We start from the raw sequence: 16,522 nt of genomic DNA, 5'->3' as shown, positions 1-16,522 counted from the left end.
CGACGCAAAGAAGTAGGTACGCCAGTATGTAGGGCAGACCGATTTTTGTGATCACAGGCTCAGATTTCGTGATCACATATTGGCCTTGTGCGGCAATTCGCTCTGCTTTTGGGTTGGATTCAAAGGATCAGGCGCGTGACTCTTCGGTCTGGTTTGATATCTCTATAGCAAAGATAGAGAACGACCAATTCTTGAAAGGGACATCGTCATGGCTGACGTGAACCGCGGTGAACGGCCGCTTTCACCGCACTTGCAGGTTTATCGCCCGCAGATCACTTCAATCTCTTCGATCCTGACCCGGATCACAGGCAACGCTTTGATCATCACTGCGTTCGTTTTGGTCTGGTGGTTGGTCGCAGCCGCGTCCGGGCCTGACTACTTTGCAGTCGCAAACGGGTTCCTGACCTCAATTCTTGGCAAGGCACTGATCTTCGCCTCGCTGGTCGGCGTTTGGTATCACTACCTTGCAGGGTTGCGGCATTTGTACTTCGACGCGGGCCACGGGTTGGACATCGAAACCGCCGAGAAATTGGGCCTTGCCTGCATCATCGGTTCGGTCGTCTTGGCCGTTCTGACCGTACTTATCGTCTAAGGGGGCTGATCATGCGTTATCTTACCGCCCGCAAACGTGCCGAGGGCAAAGGCGCATCCGGTGGTGGCACCGAGCATCACTGGTACATGACTGTCAGCGCCGTTGGTCTTGCAATCCTGCTGCCCATTTGGCTGTACACGTTTGGATCGGCCATTGGCGGCACCCATGCCGAAGTCATGGCGACCTTCGCGCGTCCTGTACCTGCGGTTCTGACCGCCCTCATGCTGGTGTTCGGGCTGCAGCACTTCAACAAGGGATTCGAGGCGCTGGTCACCGACTACGCCCGCGGATCCACCATGAAAATCCTGCTGATCGGCGGTACGGTCGTGACCTACTCTTTGATCGCTTTCGGACTATTTGCCCTCGCCAAGATGGCCCTCTAAGGAGAACGACCCAATGGCAGCATATGAATATGAAACCCACGAATACGACGTGGTCGTGGTCGGCGCTGGTGGCGCGGGCCTACGTGCAACACTCGGGATGGCCGAGCAGGGGTTGCGTACCGCTTGCGTGACCAAGGTGTTCCCCACCCGGTCCCACACGGTGGCAGCCCAAGGGGGCATCGCGGCCAGCCTGTCCAACATGGGCCCCGACAGCTGGCAATGGCACATGTACGATACCGTCAAAGGGTCGGACTGGCTGGGCGATACGGACGCCATGGAATACCTCGCACGCGAAGCGCCCAAGGCGGTCTACGAGCTGGAACACTACGGCGTGCCCTTCTCGCGCACCGAAGAGGGCAAGATCTACCAACGCCCCTTCGGCGGTCACACCACCGAGTTTGGCGAAGGTCCCCCGGTGCAGCGCACCTGTGCCGCCGCCGACCGGACCGGCCACGCGATCCTGCACACGCTCTATGGGCAATCGCTCAAGAACAATGCCGAATTCTACATCGAGTATTTCGCCATCGACCTGATCATGTCCGAAGACGGCGTGTGTCAAGGCGTGCTGTGCTGGAAGCTGGATGACGGCACCCTGCACCTGTTCAGCGCGAAAATGGTCGTGCTGGCCACGGGCGGCTATGGGCGCGCCTATTTCTCCGCGACCTCGGCCCACACCTGCACCGGCGACGGTGGCGGTATGGTGGCGCGCGCAGGCCTGCCCCTGCAGGATATGGAGTTTGTGCAGTTCCACCCCACGGGCATCTACGGCTCCGGCTGTTTGATCACCGAGGGCGCGCGGGGCGAGGGCGGCTACCTGACCAACTCCGAGGGCGAGCGGTTTATGGAACGCTACGCGCCGACCTACAAGGACCTTGCATCCCGTGACGTGGTCAGCCGCTGCATGACATTGGAGATCCGCGAAGGGCGCGGTGTCGGGGCCGAGGGGGATCACATCCATCTGCACCTCAACCACCTGCCGCCAGAGACGCTCGCCGAACGTCTGCCCGGCATTTCGGAGTCCGCACGCATCTTTGCCGGTGTCGACCTGACCAAGGAACCCATTCCGGTTCTGCCCACCGTTCACTACAACATGGGCGGCATCCCCACGAACTATTGGGGCGAGGTGCTGGCACCAACCGCCGATAACCCAGACCGCGTGTCCCCGGGCCTGATGGCTGTCGGCGAAGCGGGCTGTGCGTCGGTGCACGGGGCGAACCGCTTGGGATCCAACTCGCTGATCGACCTTGTGGTTTTTGGCCGCGCCGCGGCGATCCGCGCAGGCCAAATCGTGGACCCCGACACCGCAGTGCCCACGCCCAACCAACGCTCGGTGGACATGGCGCTGGCGCGCTTTGACGGGCTGCGCCACGCGCGCGGGCAGGTCGGCACCGCCGAGCTGCGCCTGGAGATGCAGAAGACCATGCAGCGCGATGCCGCCGTGTTCCGCACAGACGAAACGCTGGAGCAGGGCCGCAAGGACATGGTCGGCATCGCTGGGAAACTGGACGATCTGGCGGTCACGGACACCAGCCTTGTCTGGAACTCCGACCTGATGGAGACGCTGGAACTGGCCAACTTGATGCCAAACGCTGTGGCCACGATCACCGCCGCCGCGGCCCGCAAGGAAAGCCGTGGTGCCCATGCTCACGAGGATTACCCCGATCGTAACGACGAGGAATGGCGCAAACACTCGCTCACATGGTTCAAGGGCGGCAACCCGTCCAAGGCAGATCTGGGTTTCCGCGCGGTGCACCTTGATCCGCTCACGTCCCACAACGAAGGCGGGATTGACCTGAAAAAGATCGCGCCCAAGGCCCGGGTGTATTGATCCGCAACACAACATACCGGGGGCGGTGATGGATGATACCACCGCCCCCCGCGTGATCTGTGTCGGCACCCACCACAAGACCGGCACGATCTGGATGCGTCAGGTGTTTCGATTGATTTCGGAGCGCCTTAACATCCCGTCGCACGGCGCTTACGGCCCACGTGCGGCACGTCACATCCCTGACACCGGGCGCGTGCTTCTGACCCAATGGTCGTCGCGCTTTCACGAGACCATCCTGACCCGGCCGGATGCCCGTATCCTGCACCTGATCCGCGACCCGCGCGACGTGCTGCTGTCGGGGATGCGCTATCACCAAAAGGCCCCGGAAGGTGGGGAAGAGTTTTTGCACGAGGCACGCGCCGACCTTGGTGGCAAAACCTATCAACAACACCTGAACAGTCTGGCCACAGACACGGACAAGTTGCTGTTCGAGATGGATGAAAAGCACAAGGTGACCCTCGAACAGATGCTGGCGTGGGACTACAACCGCCCCAACACGATCGAGTTGCGGTACGAGAACCTGATGCAAGACACCACCTGTGGCCTGTTCCGCAGCGCCCTGCGCGCTCTCGGGTTTGACGAGGACGAAGTGGCGATCGGTGTCAAAGCCTTTTGGTCCAAAAGCCTGTTCGGCGGCCTGGCAGACGAAGCCAAGCGTCATGACCGGATCAAGCTGCATGTCATCGACGGTCAAGTTGCCCAATGGCGTACCAAGCTGCCCCGGGCTGTTGCCGAACCCTACGCGCAGAAGTACGGGCATGCCCTTGTGCAACTGGGCTACGAGGACCACGCCACAAATTGGTTGGAGGCGTTGGATGCTGCGGCTTAGCCCCCTCCTGCTCCTGATGGCATGCTCCCCGACCCAGGTGACGACCGACCTCACCCGAGAGGCCGCGCGCCAAACCGTGCGCCCCATTCTGGCGGACAAATTCCCGGGCGTGCCGTTGGAGCCCGCCACCGACTGCGTGATCGATAATGCCGAATCAGGCGAGTTGTTCACCCTTGCCCGCGCGGCTGCCACCGGTGTTGACGCAACCACGACCCAAACAGTGGTGGACATCGTCCGCCGCCCCGATACGATCACCTGCCTTGCCACAGACGGCCTGCCGGTGCTTTTGCAAAACCTCTGAAAGGAGACGACCATGGTTCAGTTCACACTGCCGAAAAACTCCAAGATCACCGTGGGCAAGACGTGGCCCAAGCCCGAGGGTGCCACCAACCTGCGCAAGTTCCAGATCTACCGCTGGAACCCTGATGATGGCCAAAACCCCCGCGTCGACACCTATTTCGTCGATATGGACACCTGCGGGCCGATGATGCTGGACGCGCTGATCAAGATCAAAAACGAGATCGACCCCACCCTGACCTTCCGCCGCTCCTGCCGCGAAGGGATCTGCGGATCCTGCGCGATGAATATCGACGGTATCAACACGCTGGCCTGCATCTACGGCATGGACGAGGTGAAGGGCGACGTCAAAATCTATCCCCTGCCCCACATGCCCGTGGTCAAGGACCTGATCCCCGACCTGACGCACTTCTACGCTCAACACGCCAGCATTATGCCGTGGCTGGAAACCAAGACGAACCGCCCAGCCAAGGAATGGCGCCAGTCTATCGAGGACCGCAAGAAACTCGATGGCCTTTACGAATGTGTCATGTGCGCGTCCTGTTCGACCTCCTGCCCCAGCTACTGGTGGAACGGCGACAAATACCTCGGCCCGGCGGCCCTGCTGCACGCCTACCGCTGGCTGATCGACAGCCGGGATGAGGCAACGGGCGAACGGCTTGACCAACTCGAGGACCCGTTCAAACTGTATCGGTGCCACACGATCATGAACTGCACCAAGACCTGTCCCAAAGGGTTGAACCCAGCAAAGGCCATCGCCTCGATCAAAAAGATGATGGTGGATCGGCACGTCTAAGCCTGCAAAAGGCACCGACCATAAAACGAACAAAGCCGCCCCATGGGGCGGCTTTTCAATTTGGTCAAACCTATGTGGTCTGATCGAATGCCGAATTAGGCCAGTTCGATTTCTTCTGCGCTTTCGCGGCCGTCACGGCCGGTTTTCAGCTCGAAGTTTACTTTTTGGTTGTCCGCCAGGCCGGTCAAACCGGACCGCTCAACTGCGGAAATGTGAACAAAAATGTCCTTGCCGCCATTGTCAGGTGCGATGAAGCCGTAGCCTTTAGTGGTGTTGAACCATTTCACGGTGCCAGTGGCCATTCCGTGTCTCCTCGTATCAATCCTGCCCACGAAATGCGGCAGTATGGCGGTATCAGCGAAGATCGAAGATGCTGACCCGGTTGATACTCAGGCAGTCGATTAGCTTAGAACGCTTGTTCAACTGACACGTCACGCGCCCTACGTCAACGGTGAACCGGGCGACGTTCAGTTATCAGCCCTTTACTTCGCATGTCACATTGCGTGCGATCAGTCGGGTGCAGGCGCGCAGGGCCTGTGTCTCACTCAGGCCGACAAAGGACGGGCGGTAGCCACGGCGACTTTCAGTCACTTTGCGTAACGCACCGTCTAGGGTGCCCAACTCTTGCAACGCGGTACGCAGCAACAACTTGTCCGCCGCAGACCGAGAACCTTGTGTTTCCAATATGATACCGTATTGCCCAGACCCTCCGCTGGCAGCGCGCGTGACGACTTCACGTGGGGCAGTGTCCGTATCCTCGAACAGCTGAACCGGGGGGCGCGGCGGGGGCACGATGGTTTGCACCGGCGCCGCAGTCGCCGTCTGGCGCGGCAAAACACGGATCGTCTTGGGGGCCAGCACCTGTTGCCCACTGGTAGACAGATCCCCCTGTACGCGTGGAGCAGGGGTCGGTGCCAAGGCGGCGACCGCGATAGACGCCGGATCAATCGCCGCGCCGGGCCGCATCACAGGACGCATGGATGACGTGAGCTTGACCGGTGCGGAGGCAACAGACCCATAAACCGGCAAGCTCGGCTTCCGTTCGGCCACGCGGCTTGGCGCGCGTTCAAACCCCATGTCCAGCAACTCGGCGATCCGGGCGTTTCGCGTCGCGGTAGAACGTCCGCCAAAAACGGTTGCGATGATGCGTTCTTCCCCCCGTTCTGCACTGGCCACCAAGTTGAACCCGGCGGCGCGCGTGTAGCCCGTCTTGATGCCATCAGCCCCGCGGTAGTTGGACAGCAGGCGCCGGTTGGTGTTGCGCACTTGGCTGATGCCCGCATCGGTCGTCTTGCGGCTGAACAGGTTATAGTACTGCGGGTAGTCGTAGAACAGACGCCGCCCGAGCGTGGTCATATCCCGCGCGGTCGACAGGTGCCCCGCTTGGGTCAGGCCGTGTGCGTTCTTGAAGGTCGTGCGCGTCATACCCAAAGCCTTGGCGGTTCGGGTCATCCGCGCGGTGAACTTCGCTTCGCTGCCCGAAATCGCTTCGCCAATGGCCGTTGCGGCGTCATTTGCGGACTTCACGGCCGCCGCGCGGATCAAATAGCGCAGCTTGATCCGCTGCCCGGCACGCAGGCCCAACTTGGACGGGACCTCGTTGGCGGCTTTGCGCGATACGGTGACTTGCGTGTCCAACGTGATCTCGCCCAGCCGAATGGCTTCAAAAGCCACATACAGGGTCATCATCTTGGTCAGGGACGCCGGATGCAGGCGCGTATCGGCGTTGCGCGAGTGCAGCACCTCGCCCGTGCGTGCATCAATGACCATGGCCGCGTAGGGCGCCGCATCTACGCGGCCGCCAAAGCTCATGGTCAAAGCCAAAGCCATCAGGCCCGCGAGGGCCAAGTGTTGCAATCGTTTGGTCAAATCTCTGCTCGATCTGCCTGGGGTGCCCGTGTTTTTTGTGGGCGTTAACCTTAGGATAACCGGAATCACCCTTTGTTTTCTACGGTTAATGCGGATTGCCCCAAAATGGCCTTATTTGTTAACGCCGTCCCCAAGTGTCGTGTATCTTCAGACCACAGCCACAAGATAGCGAGGACAGCGCAGTGGCACTGCCCCAAAATCCCTGCTAAATTGTGTCAACTACAGGAGACACTTGAATGACCGAAATGTTTGACACCCGGAAAGAGCAGGCAAGCGCTTGGTTCCGCACCCTTCGGGACGAGATCGTTGCCACCTTCGAAGCCCTTGAGGACAACCAGACAACCGGCCCCTTTGCGGACCTTCCTGCAGGACGGTTTGAAGTGACCGAAACCACCCGGGACGAAGGCAAGGGCGGCGGCGGTCTGATGTCCGTGATGCGCGGTGGCCGGTTGTTCGAGAAAGTCGGCGTCAACGTCTCGACCGTTCATGGCACCTTACAACCCCGTGCCGTGGCCGCCATGGCCGCGCGCAAGGACCTGCCTGGCATGGCCGATGACCCCCGGTTCTGGGCATCGGGCATTTCGTTGGTCGCGCACATGCGCAACCCCGCACTCCAGCTGTGCACATGAACACCCGGATGTTCTGGACCCCCCACGCGTGGTGGTTTGGTGGCGGGTCTGACCTGAACCCCTGCATCGAGATCGAGGAGGACACGGCCCAGTTCCACGCCGTCCTTAAGGACTATTGCGACAGGCACGACCCCACCTACTACCCCCGCTACAAGGAATGGGCGGATGAATATTTCTTTGTCCCCCACCGCGGCCGAGCTCGGGGCGTAGGCGGCATCTTTTACGACGACCACAACACCGGCGACTGGGCCAAGGACTTTGCCTTCACCCAGGACGTGGGCCGCGCCTTTCTGCCTGCCTTCGTCGGCGTGACCGAAAAACGCCGGGACGAGTCCTGGACCGATGACGACAAAGAGGCGCAACTGATGCACCGTGGCCTATACGCGGAATACAACCTTGTTTGGGACCGTGGCACCAAGTTCGGATTGGAAACCGGGCACAACATCGATGCCGTCCTGATGTCTATGCCGCCTGAGGCAAAGTGGGTCTGACCCTGTAGGGTGGGACTTGTCCCACCGCCCCTTTTGCAAAAACTATGTGGGTTTCGCAGTCTCAAGTGCTGCGGGATTGTGTTCCACGAGGTAAGTTTGGAAAAGGCGCCAAATGGTGTCACACGGCTCTTCCAGATCCGACGTTGGCATAAACATATCGCCATGGCCCGTTAGCCTATTCAGAAACAATGGCGTTAGACTGGCGCCGGTCAATAAACCCATTCGGTGTGAATTCAACGCAGAACTCGGGGCCAAAGAAAAGCCGATGTAGCAGGCCAAGAAGCGGCAGGCCCAAAAAACAATACCAAACCACCCAAAGTAAATCGTCCATTGGCCTCGGTCTTCTGCAACGTTGCCCAACCCAAACAGACAGAGGTGGCCATAACAGACACACCTATGAGCGCGATTTTCTCGAACTCAGGAGTATGGTCCCCGATACGGATATGCGTGAACGCAGTGTTTGTGGCCATGTTCAGCTGCTCCGAGGCATTCTTATCAACGCACATTGACCATCACATTTCAGACTCGGGTTTTCAAATCGGGATTTAGGCTGACCCAAAGGCATTTTGGCCCAATCGTGCGGTAAGCCACCACGGACGACCACTTCCGATAGCACGCCTACACAAAAACCGCCTCAAACCCCGGGGCAGTACCCCCTTGCGCGACCACGGCACCAAGACGGCCCAGTTCGTCACAGCACTTGGCCCCGGCCCCGTTGCCCCCAGTCATTATTGTCAGACCGTCGGTCATGCGATCAATGTAGGGGTATCCGGTGGCCGTGAAGGTCACCGCACAGGGTTCGGTATGGGTCGCGCCCCACGCCATATCGGGCAGCACGTCGCGCAGATGGCTCAACAAGCGCGCGCCTGCCTCGGCCCGACCTGCGCTGCGGAACCACTCTGTCATCTCGGCGTCTGTGGTCAGAAGCGGACTGTCGACCTCTCCGCCGATTTTCATCAACCAGCGCCCATCCGGGTACTGAATGGGCGGCAGCATGTAGAGGTCATCATCCAGACCCTCCGGCACCCAGATCAGTGTTGGCATATCCGCATGGGGCCCCTGCGTTTCGGCAAAGGCGATGGTGCGGGCATAGACGCGCATGTCGGGGATGCGGGGCAGGATGGTTTGGGTGCGCGCGTAAGCACCGGTAGCCCAGACAATCTGCGACGCGCTGATCTGGGTCTGGTCAGACAGGGTGACGGTTTGCCCCGTAAGTGCCGTTGCCGCCAGGGGGTAGATCTGCGCACCTGCCTTCACCGCTAACGCCTCCTCCGCGCGGCGCAGGGAACGCGGGTCGACCCATCCGCCACCCTTGGCCTCGTAGCTGATCACGGCATCAGACGGCAAGCGGTAGGGAAAGCGCGCCGCGACCTCATCTGCGGTCATGCGGGCCGCACCATAGTGATCCGCCATCGCTTCAATACCCGACGTGAAGTCCGTCATGGCAGGCGTGTGCCGCCCGGCCATCAAGGCCCCGACTTCGTGAAAGAAGGGAATGCCACTGCGCGCCTCGAGGTCCCGGTAGCGGGCGATCGAGGCGGCAGACAGGTCCGACCAAATGGGGTCATGGGACACGTGGCGCGTGATCCGGCCTGCATCGTGGTGGCTGGCAAAGGGTGCATCGTGGGTTTGACGGTTCGTCGGCTCATCCGGGCCTGCAAGGGCAACGCTGTATCCCGCCTCGGCCAAGTGGCGCGCGCAGGCCGCGCCCATAAGACCACGGCCAACGACGATGTAATCAAAGGTGCTCATACCCGCACCTTTGCATGGGTTCGCCTAGGCGGAAACTGTTTCGCGCAGGGTTTCGATCATCAGCGCCACGTTTTCAGGATCGGCGTCAGGGGTGATCCCATGGCCAAGGTTAAAGATGTGCGGGCCCTTGCTGAACGCCTCGCGGATGTGACGCACCTCGTCGATCAGATCCTGGCCGCCCGTCACCATGTGTCGGCTGGCGAGGTTGCCCTGCACGCAAACGTCCTTCTGGACGTTGGCCGCGGCCCACTCTGGCGTGATCGAGTTGTCGAGCGCAACGCAATCCGCACCCGTTTTGGAGGCGAACCCGATGTAGCCATCGCCCGCCTCGCGCGGGAAAGCGATGATGGGAACGGTGGGATGCTTGGCCTTGAGGGCGGCGATGATCTTCTTGGCAGGTGCGACGGCATATTTCTCGAATGCATCGCCTTTCAGCGACCCAGCCCAGCTGTCAAAGAGTTTGACCACCTCGGCGCCCGCTTGGATTTGCATATCGAGGTAGGTGATCGTGGCGTCCGTCAGGCGGTCCAAGACCGCCTCGAACAGAGCGGTGTTTTCGCCCATCAACGCATGGGCTGGCCCTTGATCCGCTGTACCGCGCCCAGCGATCATGTAGGTTGCAACAGTCCAAGGCGCGCCAGCGAACCCGATAAGTGTCGTCTCCGCAGGCAGTTCCTTGCGCAAAATGCGGATGGTTTCGTAGACCGGGGCAAGGTGGTCGTGGATATCATCTGCACCTTTGATCTTAGCGAAATCGGATTCGGTGGTGATGGTGGACAGGCGCGGCCCTTCGCCGGTGACGAACCACAAATCCGCCCCCAATGCATCGGGCACCAGCAGGATGTCAGCAAACAGGATAGCCGCGTCAAACCCATAGCGGCGGATCGGTTGCAGCGTGACCTCGGCCGCCAACTCACTGTTATAGCACAAGGAAAGGAAATCGCCTGCCTGCGCTCGGGTGGCGCGGTATTCAGGCAGATAGCGCCCCGCTTGACGCATCATCCAGATCGGCGGTACGGCCTGTGTCTCGCCGCGCAGGGCGCGCATCAGCGTTTTTGTTTCGGTCATTTGGCCATTCCTTCGTATATATTACCCCAAGGCTCTGGACTCTGGGGGGTGTCTGGTGTCAAACTGACCCAACAGACCATGTCAAGTCAAGTTGACACACAAAGAGACCGACCTATGACGATCACACTGCCTACCCCTGCCGCTCCTTTGAAAATCGGCACGCGGGGGTCCCCCTTGCATTGGCCCAGGCCTACGAGACGCGCCAACGCCTCGCCGCTGCCTATGATTTGCCGCACGAAGCCTTCGAGATCAAGGTCATCAAAACCACCGGCGACCGCGTCTTGGACCGCCCCCTCAAAGAGATCGGCGGCAAGGGCCTGTTTACCCGTGAGATTGAGGACGACATGTTGTCAGGCGCCATCGACATCGCGGTCCATTCCATGAAGGACATGCCCGTGGATCAGCCCGAGGGGCTGTTGCTGGACACCTACCTGCCGCGCGAGGACGTGCGGGACGCCTTCGTGTCCTTTGCTCACAAGGGCATCGCGGATCTGCCCGAGGGGGCCGTGGTCGGGTCGTCTTCATTGCGCCGCCGCGCGCAACTGGCCGCCCGCCGTCCTGATCTGCAACTTGTTGAATTCAGAGGCAATGTTCAGACCCGTATGCAGAAACTGAACGATGGCGTGGCCGTCGCGACCTTTCTTGCCATGGCCGGTCTGAACCGCCTGAAAATGGCCGACGTGCCCAAAACAGCGATCGAAGAAGACGATATGCTGCCTGCCGTTGCACAGGGCTGCATCGGGATCGAGCGCCGCGCCGACGACATGCGCGCCGCCGAGATGCTGGCCGCGATCCACGACACCGCCTCGGGTCAGCGTCTGGCTTGTGAACGGGCTTACCTCAAGGCTTTGGACGGGTCCTGCGAAACGCCGATCGCGGGCCTTGCCACGCTAGAGGGCGGCACGATCCACTTCCGTGCCGAGATCTTGCGCCCCGATGGATCCGAAGTTCTAACGGATGCAGAAAGCGCACCCATCGAGGACGCCGCCCATATGGGCGAGGCCGTAGCCGCCCGCCTGCTGGCCCGCGCGCCCAAGGATTTCTTCGATTGGCGGGTGTAAACCTGAACTGACACCATCACAAAGGTGGGGTCCCGGTCGCCTCCAAAACGCGCTGTGACTGTACATTGACGTTGGCATGCCAGTCGAGTTGTCACTCGTAGCCACAGGGACAGTGGCCGGGTCGCCCTTTCGCAAACGTAAACCCGAACCAGAACTGCGGCGATCTGTGCCGCCATGCGCTTGCCCTTGGCGGCTTCTTGAGATTGCAGGTACGGCCTATCGTAGGGTGGGGCTCGTCCCACCGCCCGGCTGCCAAAGGGCTGGCAACACCGCGCCTCGCCGGTATCGGCTTTCCCAAGGCCCGCCCGTTGCCCTAGGGTGGGACGTGCAAGCGGAGGCGGTGCGAATGCTCAACCGGCTGAAATGGCCTTTCATGATTTTCATGCGCTACTATCGGCACCTTGGGTTGCGGGTGGCGCTGTATGCGCTGTTGTCCTTGGCCGTCGCGGTGATCAGCCCCTTGATCCAGCGGTTTATCCCTGTCGAAACCGATGCGCTGTTGGACTTCGACTCCGTGATTCCAGTGCTGACGATCCTTGCGTCTTCGATGCTGGCAGTGTCCACTTTTTCGCTGAACGTGATGGTGTCGGCTCACCGCGCAGCGGCCAGCACAACAACGCCGCGTGTGCACCGCTTGCTGTTGGAGGATACGACGACCCAATCTGTGTTGGCCGTGTTCATCGGGGCCTTTGTCTATTCGCTGGGGTCCATCGTCCTGTATCAGGCTGGGTTCTACGCGCCCGGCGCAGCCCCGGTGGTCATGGGGGTCACAGCCCTGATAGTGGTGATGATCATAGCCGCCATTCTGCGCTGGATTGACCATCTGGGCACCTTGGGCAGTGTGGATGACAGCATCGACAAGGTGGTCGAGCGGGCCGCAGAGCCGCTGTTGAACCTAGCCCGTTATCCGACGCTATGCGCCCGTTCACTGACCGCTGAAACAGTGATACCCGCGGGGGCGATTGTCGTACCCGCCCCCTGCACGGGCTATCTTCAACTGGTGGATGTGGACGGCCTGCAGGACAAGCTGCCGCCCCATGTCTTTACCTATGTGCTCAAAGTGCCCGGAACCCACGTGCTGGAAGGGGAGCAGATTGCCCTGCTGTCCAGTGACCCCGGCTCCGAGGTTCTGCAAAGAATCGCAAAGTGTTTCGTGTTTGGGGACACCCGCACCTTTGAACAGGACGCCGCCTTTGGCCTGATCGTGCTGGCTGAGATTGCCAGCCGGGCCTTGTCCCCGGGGATCAACGATTCCGGCACGGCAGTGCAGGTGATCCTGCGCCTCAAGGGGCTCTTGTGGGATTTCGCCCGGACGGCACCAGACGCGGAGGCTCTGATCGCCGATCGCGTATTCGTACCCGCGACCCCGGTCGCGCAGTTGCTGGAGGCGGCCTTTATACAGATCGCACGGGACGGGGCCGACAAGATGGAAATCGCCCTCTGCCTGCGCACGGCCTTGCGGGATTTGTCCCACGCGGAACATCCAGCCCTGCGCGGGGCCGCCATTCAGACCGCAGCCCTTGCCTTGGATCATGCCACCCGCGACGATGGCCTGCGCCCAAGCGACCAAGATCGCCTTGGACGCATTGCGGTGGGCCGACCGCAGTAGGGTGGGACTTGTCCCACCGCCCCCCACCCGATCACACTTCGTCAAAGCGCGGGGATGACCTTACCCGGATTCATCACCCCGTTCGGATCCAGCGCCTGTTTGACCGATCGCATGACCGACAGGGCGACCTTGTCTTTGTGCGCCGAAAGGGTGGGTAGCTTCGACACCCCGATCCCGTGTTCAGCGGAAATCGAGCCGCCCAGTTCCACCGTCACCGCATCAATGGTGTCCTGGATCGCAGCCATATGCGCCTCCGCCTTGTCCTTGGGGTAGACCGTGTAGTGGATGTTGCCATCGCCCAAATGGGCCACGGTCAGGTCGCGATAGCCCGGCGTCAGGGGCGGCAGGACTTGGTCCATACGCTCGAAAAAGGCGGGCATGCGGTCCAGGGGCAGGCAGATGTCCACGTTGACAAAGGGCAACTCAGCAAAGGTGATCTCGCCCGCGGCTTCCCGACACTCCCATATCCATGCCCTTTGGGTGTCGTTCTGGGCGATGATGGCGTCGGTGATCAGGACATCCTCGGCGGCTTGGGCAAGCGTGTTCTCAAGGACCGGGCCCATGTCCGTGCCAGTGGCGGCCAGTTCCACCATCAAGGTGCAGGGGGCACTTGCGCAAAGGGTTGGCGCAGGTCCGGGCGCAGGCGGGCCAACGTGTGCATGTAGGTGTCGGGCATGTATTCCGCCGCTTCGACCATACCGCCGCTGTCGCGCTTCAGCCGGTCCAGCAGCGCAAGGCCGGCGTGCAGGTCCGGGCAGGCCACAAAGGCGGTGGCATAGCTGGTGGGCTTGGGAAACAGGCGCAGCACCGCCCCGGTGATGATGCCCAGCGTGCCCTCGGCCCCAATGAACATGTCCCGCAGATCGTAGCCTGAGTTGTCCTTGTGCAATTCGGTCATCATGTCGAGGATTTCGCCATTGGCCAGCACCACCTCCAGACCCAGGCACAGACCTCGGGTGGAGCCATAGCGCACTACGTTGGACCCGCCCGCGTTGGTGGACAGACAGCCCCCGATCCGCGCCGATCCGCGCGCGCCGAAGGTCAGAGGAAAGATCAGATTGTGGGGATCAGCGGCATCGTGGACCTGTTGCAGAATCGCCCCCGCCTGCACGATGGCAAGGTTCGCGTCCGGTTTTATCGTGACGCCGTTCATCCGTTCCAGTGACACGACCACGCCGTCTTGGGTCTGCGTGGCCCCGGTCAGTCCGGTGTTGCCGCCCATAGGGATGATCGCCGCGCCGTGGGATGCGATGATGCGCACCGCGGCTGCTACCTGCGCGGTATCGGCTGGTCGCACGGCGCAGGTGGGGGTGCTGGGGTACTTGCCCGTCCAATCGGTGGCGTAGGGGGTAAGGTCGGCTCCGGTCAGCACATGGGCGGCCCCTAGGGCGTCGGTCAGGTCTGCGATCAGTGTCATGGTGGTCCCTCCTTCCCGCAGACCATACAGAGACAGACAGCGGGGAAAAGGGTCTTGACGGGCCGTGCGCCATTCCGTAATTGGCGCGTCAGTGGCGGTATAGCTCAGTTGGTTAGAGCAGCGGAATCATAATCCGCGTGTCCGGGGTTCAAGTCCCTGTACCGCCACCAACAACTCTGAATCGGTATGAGTCAGTCAAACCGGATCGTGTTCTGTAAGAACCGGGCCAGTGCGGACTCAGGCGCGATTTTCGGCACCGCGACCCGCGCAATCAGGACCACCGACATAAACGTCGCCGCTGTCCAAAACAGTATATCCATGGTTATTCCCCCATACTTGGCGCGGTCTGAACGCTGTCTGTATGCGTCAGTATGCCACAAAATCTCGCGCGCGCAAAGTCTGGGGCAAATCAGGCCACCAAACAGGCGATGGTCCTCGTGTCGCTCTCGACACAATTAGCCGTCATTTCAGGCCAGAACGTAAGTCGCTCCATGGCATCCTCGGATCAGACACCGCCGGAGAATGCCATGTCATCGCCTGCCCCCTTCCACTTCGCCCTCGACACCCAGTTCGGGGATTTGCCGCCCCGGGTGATCGCAGATGCCATACGCGGCTTGACCGACACATTGGGCGTCGCCATCGCCGCCTCTACCACGGATTTGTCGCGGATCATTCGCAATCACGCTGCGGACCACTTTGCAGCCGGGGCGCAGGCCGGGGCACTGCTGTGGCAAGATGGGCGGCTCGTTTCGCCCGTGGGCGCGGCCTTGGCCAATGGCATGACGACAGATGCACTGGATGCCCACGACGGTTCAAAGCCCACCAAGGGCCACGTGGGCTGCGGTGTGGTGGCCGCAACGCTGGCCCTGTCCCAAGGGTGTTCCGGCGCCGAGGTGCTGACCCGCATCGCCATAGGGTATGAGATCGGAACCCGTGCGGGCATCGCCCTGCATGCAACCGCGCAGGACTATCACACATCGGGCGCATGGATTGCCTTGGCCTGTGCGGCCATCGGCGCGCGGGCGCTGGCCCTTGACACAACCCGTACCCGAGAGGCGATGGGGATTGCCGAATTTCACGGGCCACGGTCCCAGATGATGCGCTGCATTGATCACCCCACCATGGTCAAGGATGGGTCTGGATGGGGGGCCATGGCGGGCGTCTCGGCGGCCTATTTGGCCCGGGACGGGTTCACCGGTGCCCCTGCCATCACGATCGAGGGCGCGGATGTGGCCCCCCTCTGGGCCGATCTGGGTCAGCGTTGGTACATCGCAGAACAATACATCAAACTGTATCCCGTCTGCCGTTGGGCCCAACCAGCGGTCGAGGCCGTGCTGCACCTGATGCAGGCCCATGATCTGGCCGCGCAAGACATCGCGGCACTAAGTGTAGAGACGTTTCACGAGGCGTCTCGCCTGCACGCAATCCCCACATCCACCGAACAGGCGCAGTATTCCTTACCGTTTTCCGTCGCAGCGGCGGTGTGGCGCGGCACCATCGGCGTGGCAGAAGTTGGCAGCGCGGGCTATACGGACCCGGATATCCTTGCGCTGGCCCGGCAGGTCAAAATGACCACGCGCCCGGAATTCGACGCGGTCTTTCCGGCGCGGCGACTTGCGGTGGTGCACCTGTCTACGCGGGATGGGCGCACTTTGACCTCGCCCGTAACCGAGGCACAGGGCGACCCCGAACATCCCATTTCGGCAGAGGGGATTGCGGACAAGTTCGACCGCCTCGCAAGCCCCGTCATCGGCCCCGAGCGGGCGCAGTCGTTGCGAGCGCTGATTGCAGCGCTGCCGGATCGGACCAGTGGAGACGACGTGATCCAAATGATGGCCCGCCCGGGACATTAAAAACGGCGGCAGCCGAACGAAAGACGCCCCCGGAAGGCTGTGCCGGGG

At 61.4% G+C, this 16,522-nt stretch carries 15 protein-coding genes, 1 tRNA gene and 2 pseudogenes; 11 read left to right on the top strand and 7 right to left on the bottom strand.

Annotated elements, in window-relative coordinates:
• Positions 1–208 precede the first annotated feature (208 nt).
• From sdhC to ACZ1G0_RS01840, 6 genes are read left to right on the top strand one after another with little or no spacing between them, the layout of a single operon-like run.
• Entirely contained in the window at positions 209–592 is a 384-nt protein-coding gene (gene sdhC, locus ACZ1G0_RS01865) for a succinate dehydrogenase, cytochrome b556 subunit (protein ID WP_472735390.1), read from the top strand.
• Positions 593–603: 11 nt separating this feature from the next.
• A complete protein-coding gene (gene sdhD, locus ACZ1G0_RS01860; RefSeq protein ID WP_472735389.1) occupies positions 604–975 on the top strand; it encodes a succinate dehydrogenase, hydrophobic membrane anchor protein in 372 nt (123 codons plus the stop codon).
• A gap of 13 nt (positions 976–988) precedes the next feature.
• Positions 989–2,803, top strand: coding sequence for a succinate dehydrogenase flavoprotein subunit (gene sdhA / locus ACZ1G0_RS01855; RefSeq protein WP_472735388.1), 1,815 nt, complete (start codon positions 989–991; stop codon positions 2,801–2,803).
• Between the two features lie 28 nt (positions 2,804–2,831).
• Entirely contained in the window at positions 2,832–3,632 is an 801-nt protein-coding gene (locus ACZ1G0_RS01850) for a sulfotransferase domain-containing protein (protein ID WP_472735387.1), read from the top strand.
• Between the two features lie 37 nt (positions 3,633–3,669).
• Positions 3,670–3,933, top strand: a complete 264-nt coding sequence (locus ACZ1G0_RS01845) for a hypothetical protein (protein ID WP_472735386.1) — start codon at positions 3,670–3,672, stop codon at positions 3,931–3,933.
• A 12-nt stretch (positions 3,934–3,945) separates the two neighbouring features.
• Positions 3,946–4,725 (top strand): succinate dehydrogenase iron-sulfur subunit, encoded by a 780-nt coding sequence (locus ACZ1G0_RS01840; protein WP_472735385.1) that lies wholly within the window; start codon positions 3,946–3,948, stop codon positions 4,723–4,725.
• A gap of 95 nt (positions 4,726–4,820) precedes the next feature.
• On the opposite strand, the gene ACZ1G0_RS01835 is transcribed toward ACZ1G0_RS01840, so the two are convergent.
• Both ACZ1G0_RS01835 and ACZ1G0_RS01830 read right to left on the bottom strand, forming a co-directional pair.
• Positions 4,821–5,027 carry a cold-shock protein gene (locus ACZ1G0_RS01835; protein ID WP_472735384.1) on the bottom strand — a complete coding sequence of 69 codons (207 nt, stop codon included), beginning with the start codon at positions 5,025–5,027 and terminating at the stop codon, positions 4,821–4,823.
• Between the two features lie 172 nt (positions 5,028–5,199).
• Positions 5,200–6,555, bottom strand: coding sequence for a D-alanyl-D-alanine carboxypeptidase family protein (locus ACZ1G0_RS01830; RefSeq protein WP_472737755.1), 1,356 nt, complete (start codon positions 6,553–6,555; stop codon positions 5,200–5,202).
• A gap of 275 nt (positions 6,556–6,830) precedes the next feature.
• Between ACZ1G0_RS01830 and hemF the strand changes: the two are divergent.
• Positions 6,831–7,714, top strand: a pseudogene (hemF, locus tag ACZ1G0_RS01825) (oxygen-dependent coproporphyrinogen oxidase).
• A 618-nt stretch (positions 7,715–8,332) separates the two neighbouring features.
• On the opposite strand, the gene ACZ1G0_RS01820 reads toward hemF, so the two are convergent.
• Both ACZ1G0_RS01820 and hemE read right to left on the bottom strand, forming a co-directional pair.
• Positions 8,333–9,466: an NAD(P)/FAD-dependent oxidoreductase gene (locus ACZ1G0_RS01820; RefSeq protein ID WP_472735383.1), complete on the bottom strand. Its 1,134-nt coding sequence runs from the start codon at positions 9,464–9,466 to the stop codon at positions 8,333–8,335.
• A 24-nt stretch (positions 9,467–9,490) separates the two neighbouring features.
• Positions 9,491–10,534 (bottom strand): uroporphyrinogen decarboxylase, encoded by a 1,044-nt coding sequence (gene hemE, locus ACZ1G0_RS01815; RefSeq protein WP_472735382.1) that lies wholly within the window; start codon positions 10,532–10,534, stop codon positions 9,491–9,493.
• Positions 10,535–10,648: 114 nt separating this feature from the next.
• Here hemE and hemC point away from each other — a divergent pair.
• Together hemC and ACZ1G0_RS01805 are read left to right on the top strand one after the other, a co-directional pair.
• Positions 10,649–11,595 (top strand): annotated as a pseudogene (gene hemC / locus ACZ1G0_RS01810) (hydroxymethylbilane synthase).
• A gap of 346 nt (positions 11,596–11,941) precedes the next feature.
• A complete protein-coding gene (locus ACZ1G0_RS01805) occupies positions 11,942–13,204 on the top strand; it encodes a DUF2254 domain-containing protein (protein ID WP_472735381.1) in 1,263 nt (420 codons plus the stop codon).
• Positions 13,205–13,245: 41 nt separating this feature from the next.
• Here the strand turns inward: ACZ1G0_RS01805 and ACZ1G0_RS01800 are convergent, their stop codons facing one another.
• Both ACZ1G0_RS01800 and ACZ1G0_RS01795 read right to left on the bottom strand, forming a co-directional pair.
• Entirely contained in the window at positions 13,246–13,797 is a 552-nt protein-coding gene (locus tag ACZ1G0_RS01800) for an FAD-binding oxidoreductase (protein ID WP_472735380.1), read from the bottom strand.
• The gene (locus ACZ1G0_RS01795) at positions 13,797–14,621 is read right to left on the bottom strand and encodes an FAD-binding oxidoreductase (protein WP_472735379.1); all 825 of its coding nucleotides are present in this window, start codon (positions 14,619–14,621) and stop codon (positions 13,797–13,799) included. Before ACZ1G0_RS01795 ends, ACZ1G0_RS01800 begins: the two co-directional genes overlap by 1 nt.
• A gap of 93 nt (positions 14,622–14,714) precedes the next feature.
• Here ACZ1G0_RS01795 and ACZ1G0_RS01790 point away from each other — a divergent pair.
• Positions 14,715–14,791, top strand: a tRNA-Met gene (locus ACZ1G0_RS01790).
• Between the two features lie 21 nt (positions 14,792–14,812).
• On the opposite strand, the gene ACZ1G0_RS01785 is transcribed toward ACZ1G0_RS01790, so the two are convergent.
• A complete protein-coding gene (locus ACZ1G0_RS01785; protein ID WP_472735378.1) occupies positions 14,813–14,941 on the bottom strand; it encodes a hypothetical protein in 129 nt (42 codons plus the stop codon).
• Positions 14,942–15,148: 207 nt separating this feature from the next.
• Between ACZ1G0_RS01785 and ACZ1G0_RS01780 the strand changes: the two genes are divergently transcribed.
• Positions 15,149–16,474, top strand: coding sequence for an MmgE/PrpD family protein (locus ACZ1G0_RS01780; RefSeq protein WP_472735377.1), 1,326 nt, complete (start codon positions 15,149–15,151; stop codon positions 16,472–16,474).
• The last annotated feature ends 48 nt before the right edge of the window (positions 16,475–16,522 follow it).

Source organism: Thalassobacter sp. HA4-2 (assembly GCF_055693705.1).
This window is presented reverse-complemented; position numbering and strand designations above follow the sequence as displayed.

What these genes read in the sequence shown, in the direction of transcription:
- sdhC (WP_472735390.1), top strand. Translation starts at nt 209, where the DNA reads ATGGCTGACGTGAACCGCGGTGAACGGCCGCTTTCACCGCACTTGCAG.
- sdhD (WP_472735389.1), top strand. Translation starts at nt 604, where the DNA reads ATGCGTTATCTTACCGCCCGCAAACGTGCCGAGGGCAAAGGCGCATCC.
- sdhA (WP_472735388.1), top strand. Translation starts at nt 989, where the DNA reads ATGGCAGCATATGAATATGAAACCCACGAATACGACGTGGTCGTGGTC.
- ACZ1G0_RS01850 (WP_472735387.1), top strand. Translation starts at nt 2,832, where the DNA reads ATGGATGATACCACCGCCCCCCGCGTGATCTGTGTCGGCACCCACCAC.
- ACZ1G0_RS01840 (WP_472735385.1), top strand. Translation starts at nt 3,946, where the DNA reads ATGGTTCAGTTCACACTGCCGAAAAACTCCAAGATCACCGTGGGCAAG.
- ACZ1G0_RS01835 (WP_472735384.1), bottom strand. Translation starts at nt 5,027, where the DNA reads ATGGCCACTGGCACCGTGAAATGGTTCAACACCACTAAAGGCTACGGC.
- ACZ1G0_RS01830 (WP_472737755.1), bottom strand. Translation starts at nt 6,555, where the DNA reads ATGGCTTTGGCTTTGACCATGAGCTTTGGCGGCCGCGTAGATGCGGCG.
- ACZ1G0_RS01820 (WP_472735383.1), bottom strand. Translation starts at nt 9,466, where the DNA reads ATGAGCACCTTTGATTACATCGTCGTTGGCCGTGGTCTTATGGGCGCG.
- hemE (WP_472735382.1), bottom strand. Translation starts at nt 10,534, where the DNA reads ATGACCGAAACAAAAACGCTGATGCGCGCCCTGCGCGGCGAGACACAG.
- ACZ1G0_RS01805 (WP_472735381.1), top strand. Translation starts at nt 11,942, where the DNA reads ATGCTCAACCGGCTGAAATGGCCTTTCATGATTTTCATGCGCTACTAT.
- ACZ1G0_RS01800 (WP_472735380.1), bottom strand. Translation starts at nt 13,797, where the DNA reads ATGGTGGAACTGGCCGCCACTGGCACGGACATGGGCCCGGTCCTTGAG.
- ACZ1G0_RS01795 (WP_472735379.1), bottom strand. Translation starts at nt 14,621, where the DNA reads ATGACACTGATCGCAGACCTGACCGACGCCCTAGGGGCCGCCCATGTG.
- ACZ1G0_RS01785 (WP_472735378.1), bottom strand. Translation starts at nt 14,941, where the DNA reads ATGGATATACTGTTTTGGACAGCGGCGACGTTTATGTCGGTGGTCCTG.
- ACZ1G0_RS01780 (WP_472735377.1), top strand. Translation starts at nt 15,149, where the DNA reads ATGTCATCGCCTGCCCCCTTCCACTTCGCCCTCGACACCCAGTTCGGG.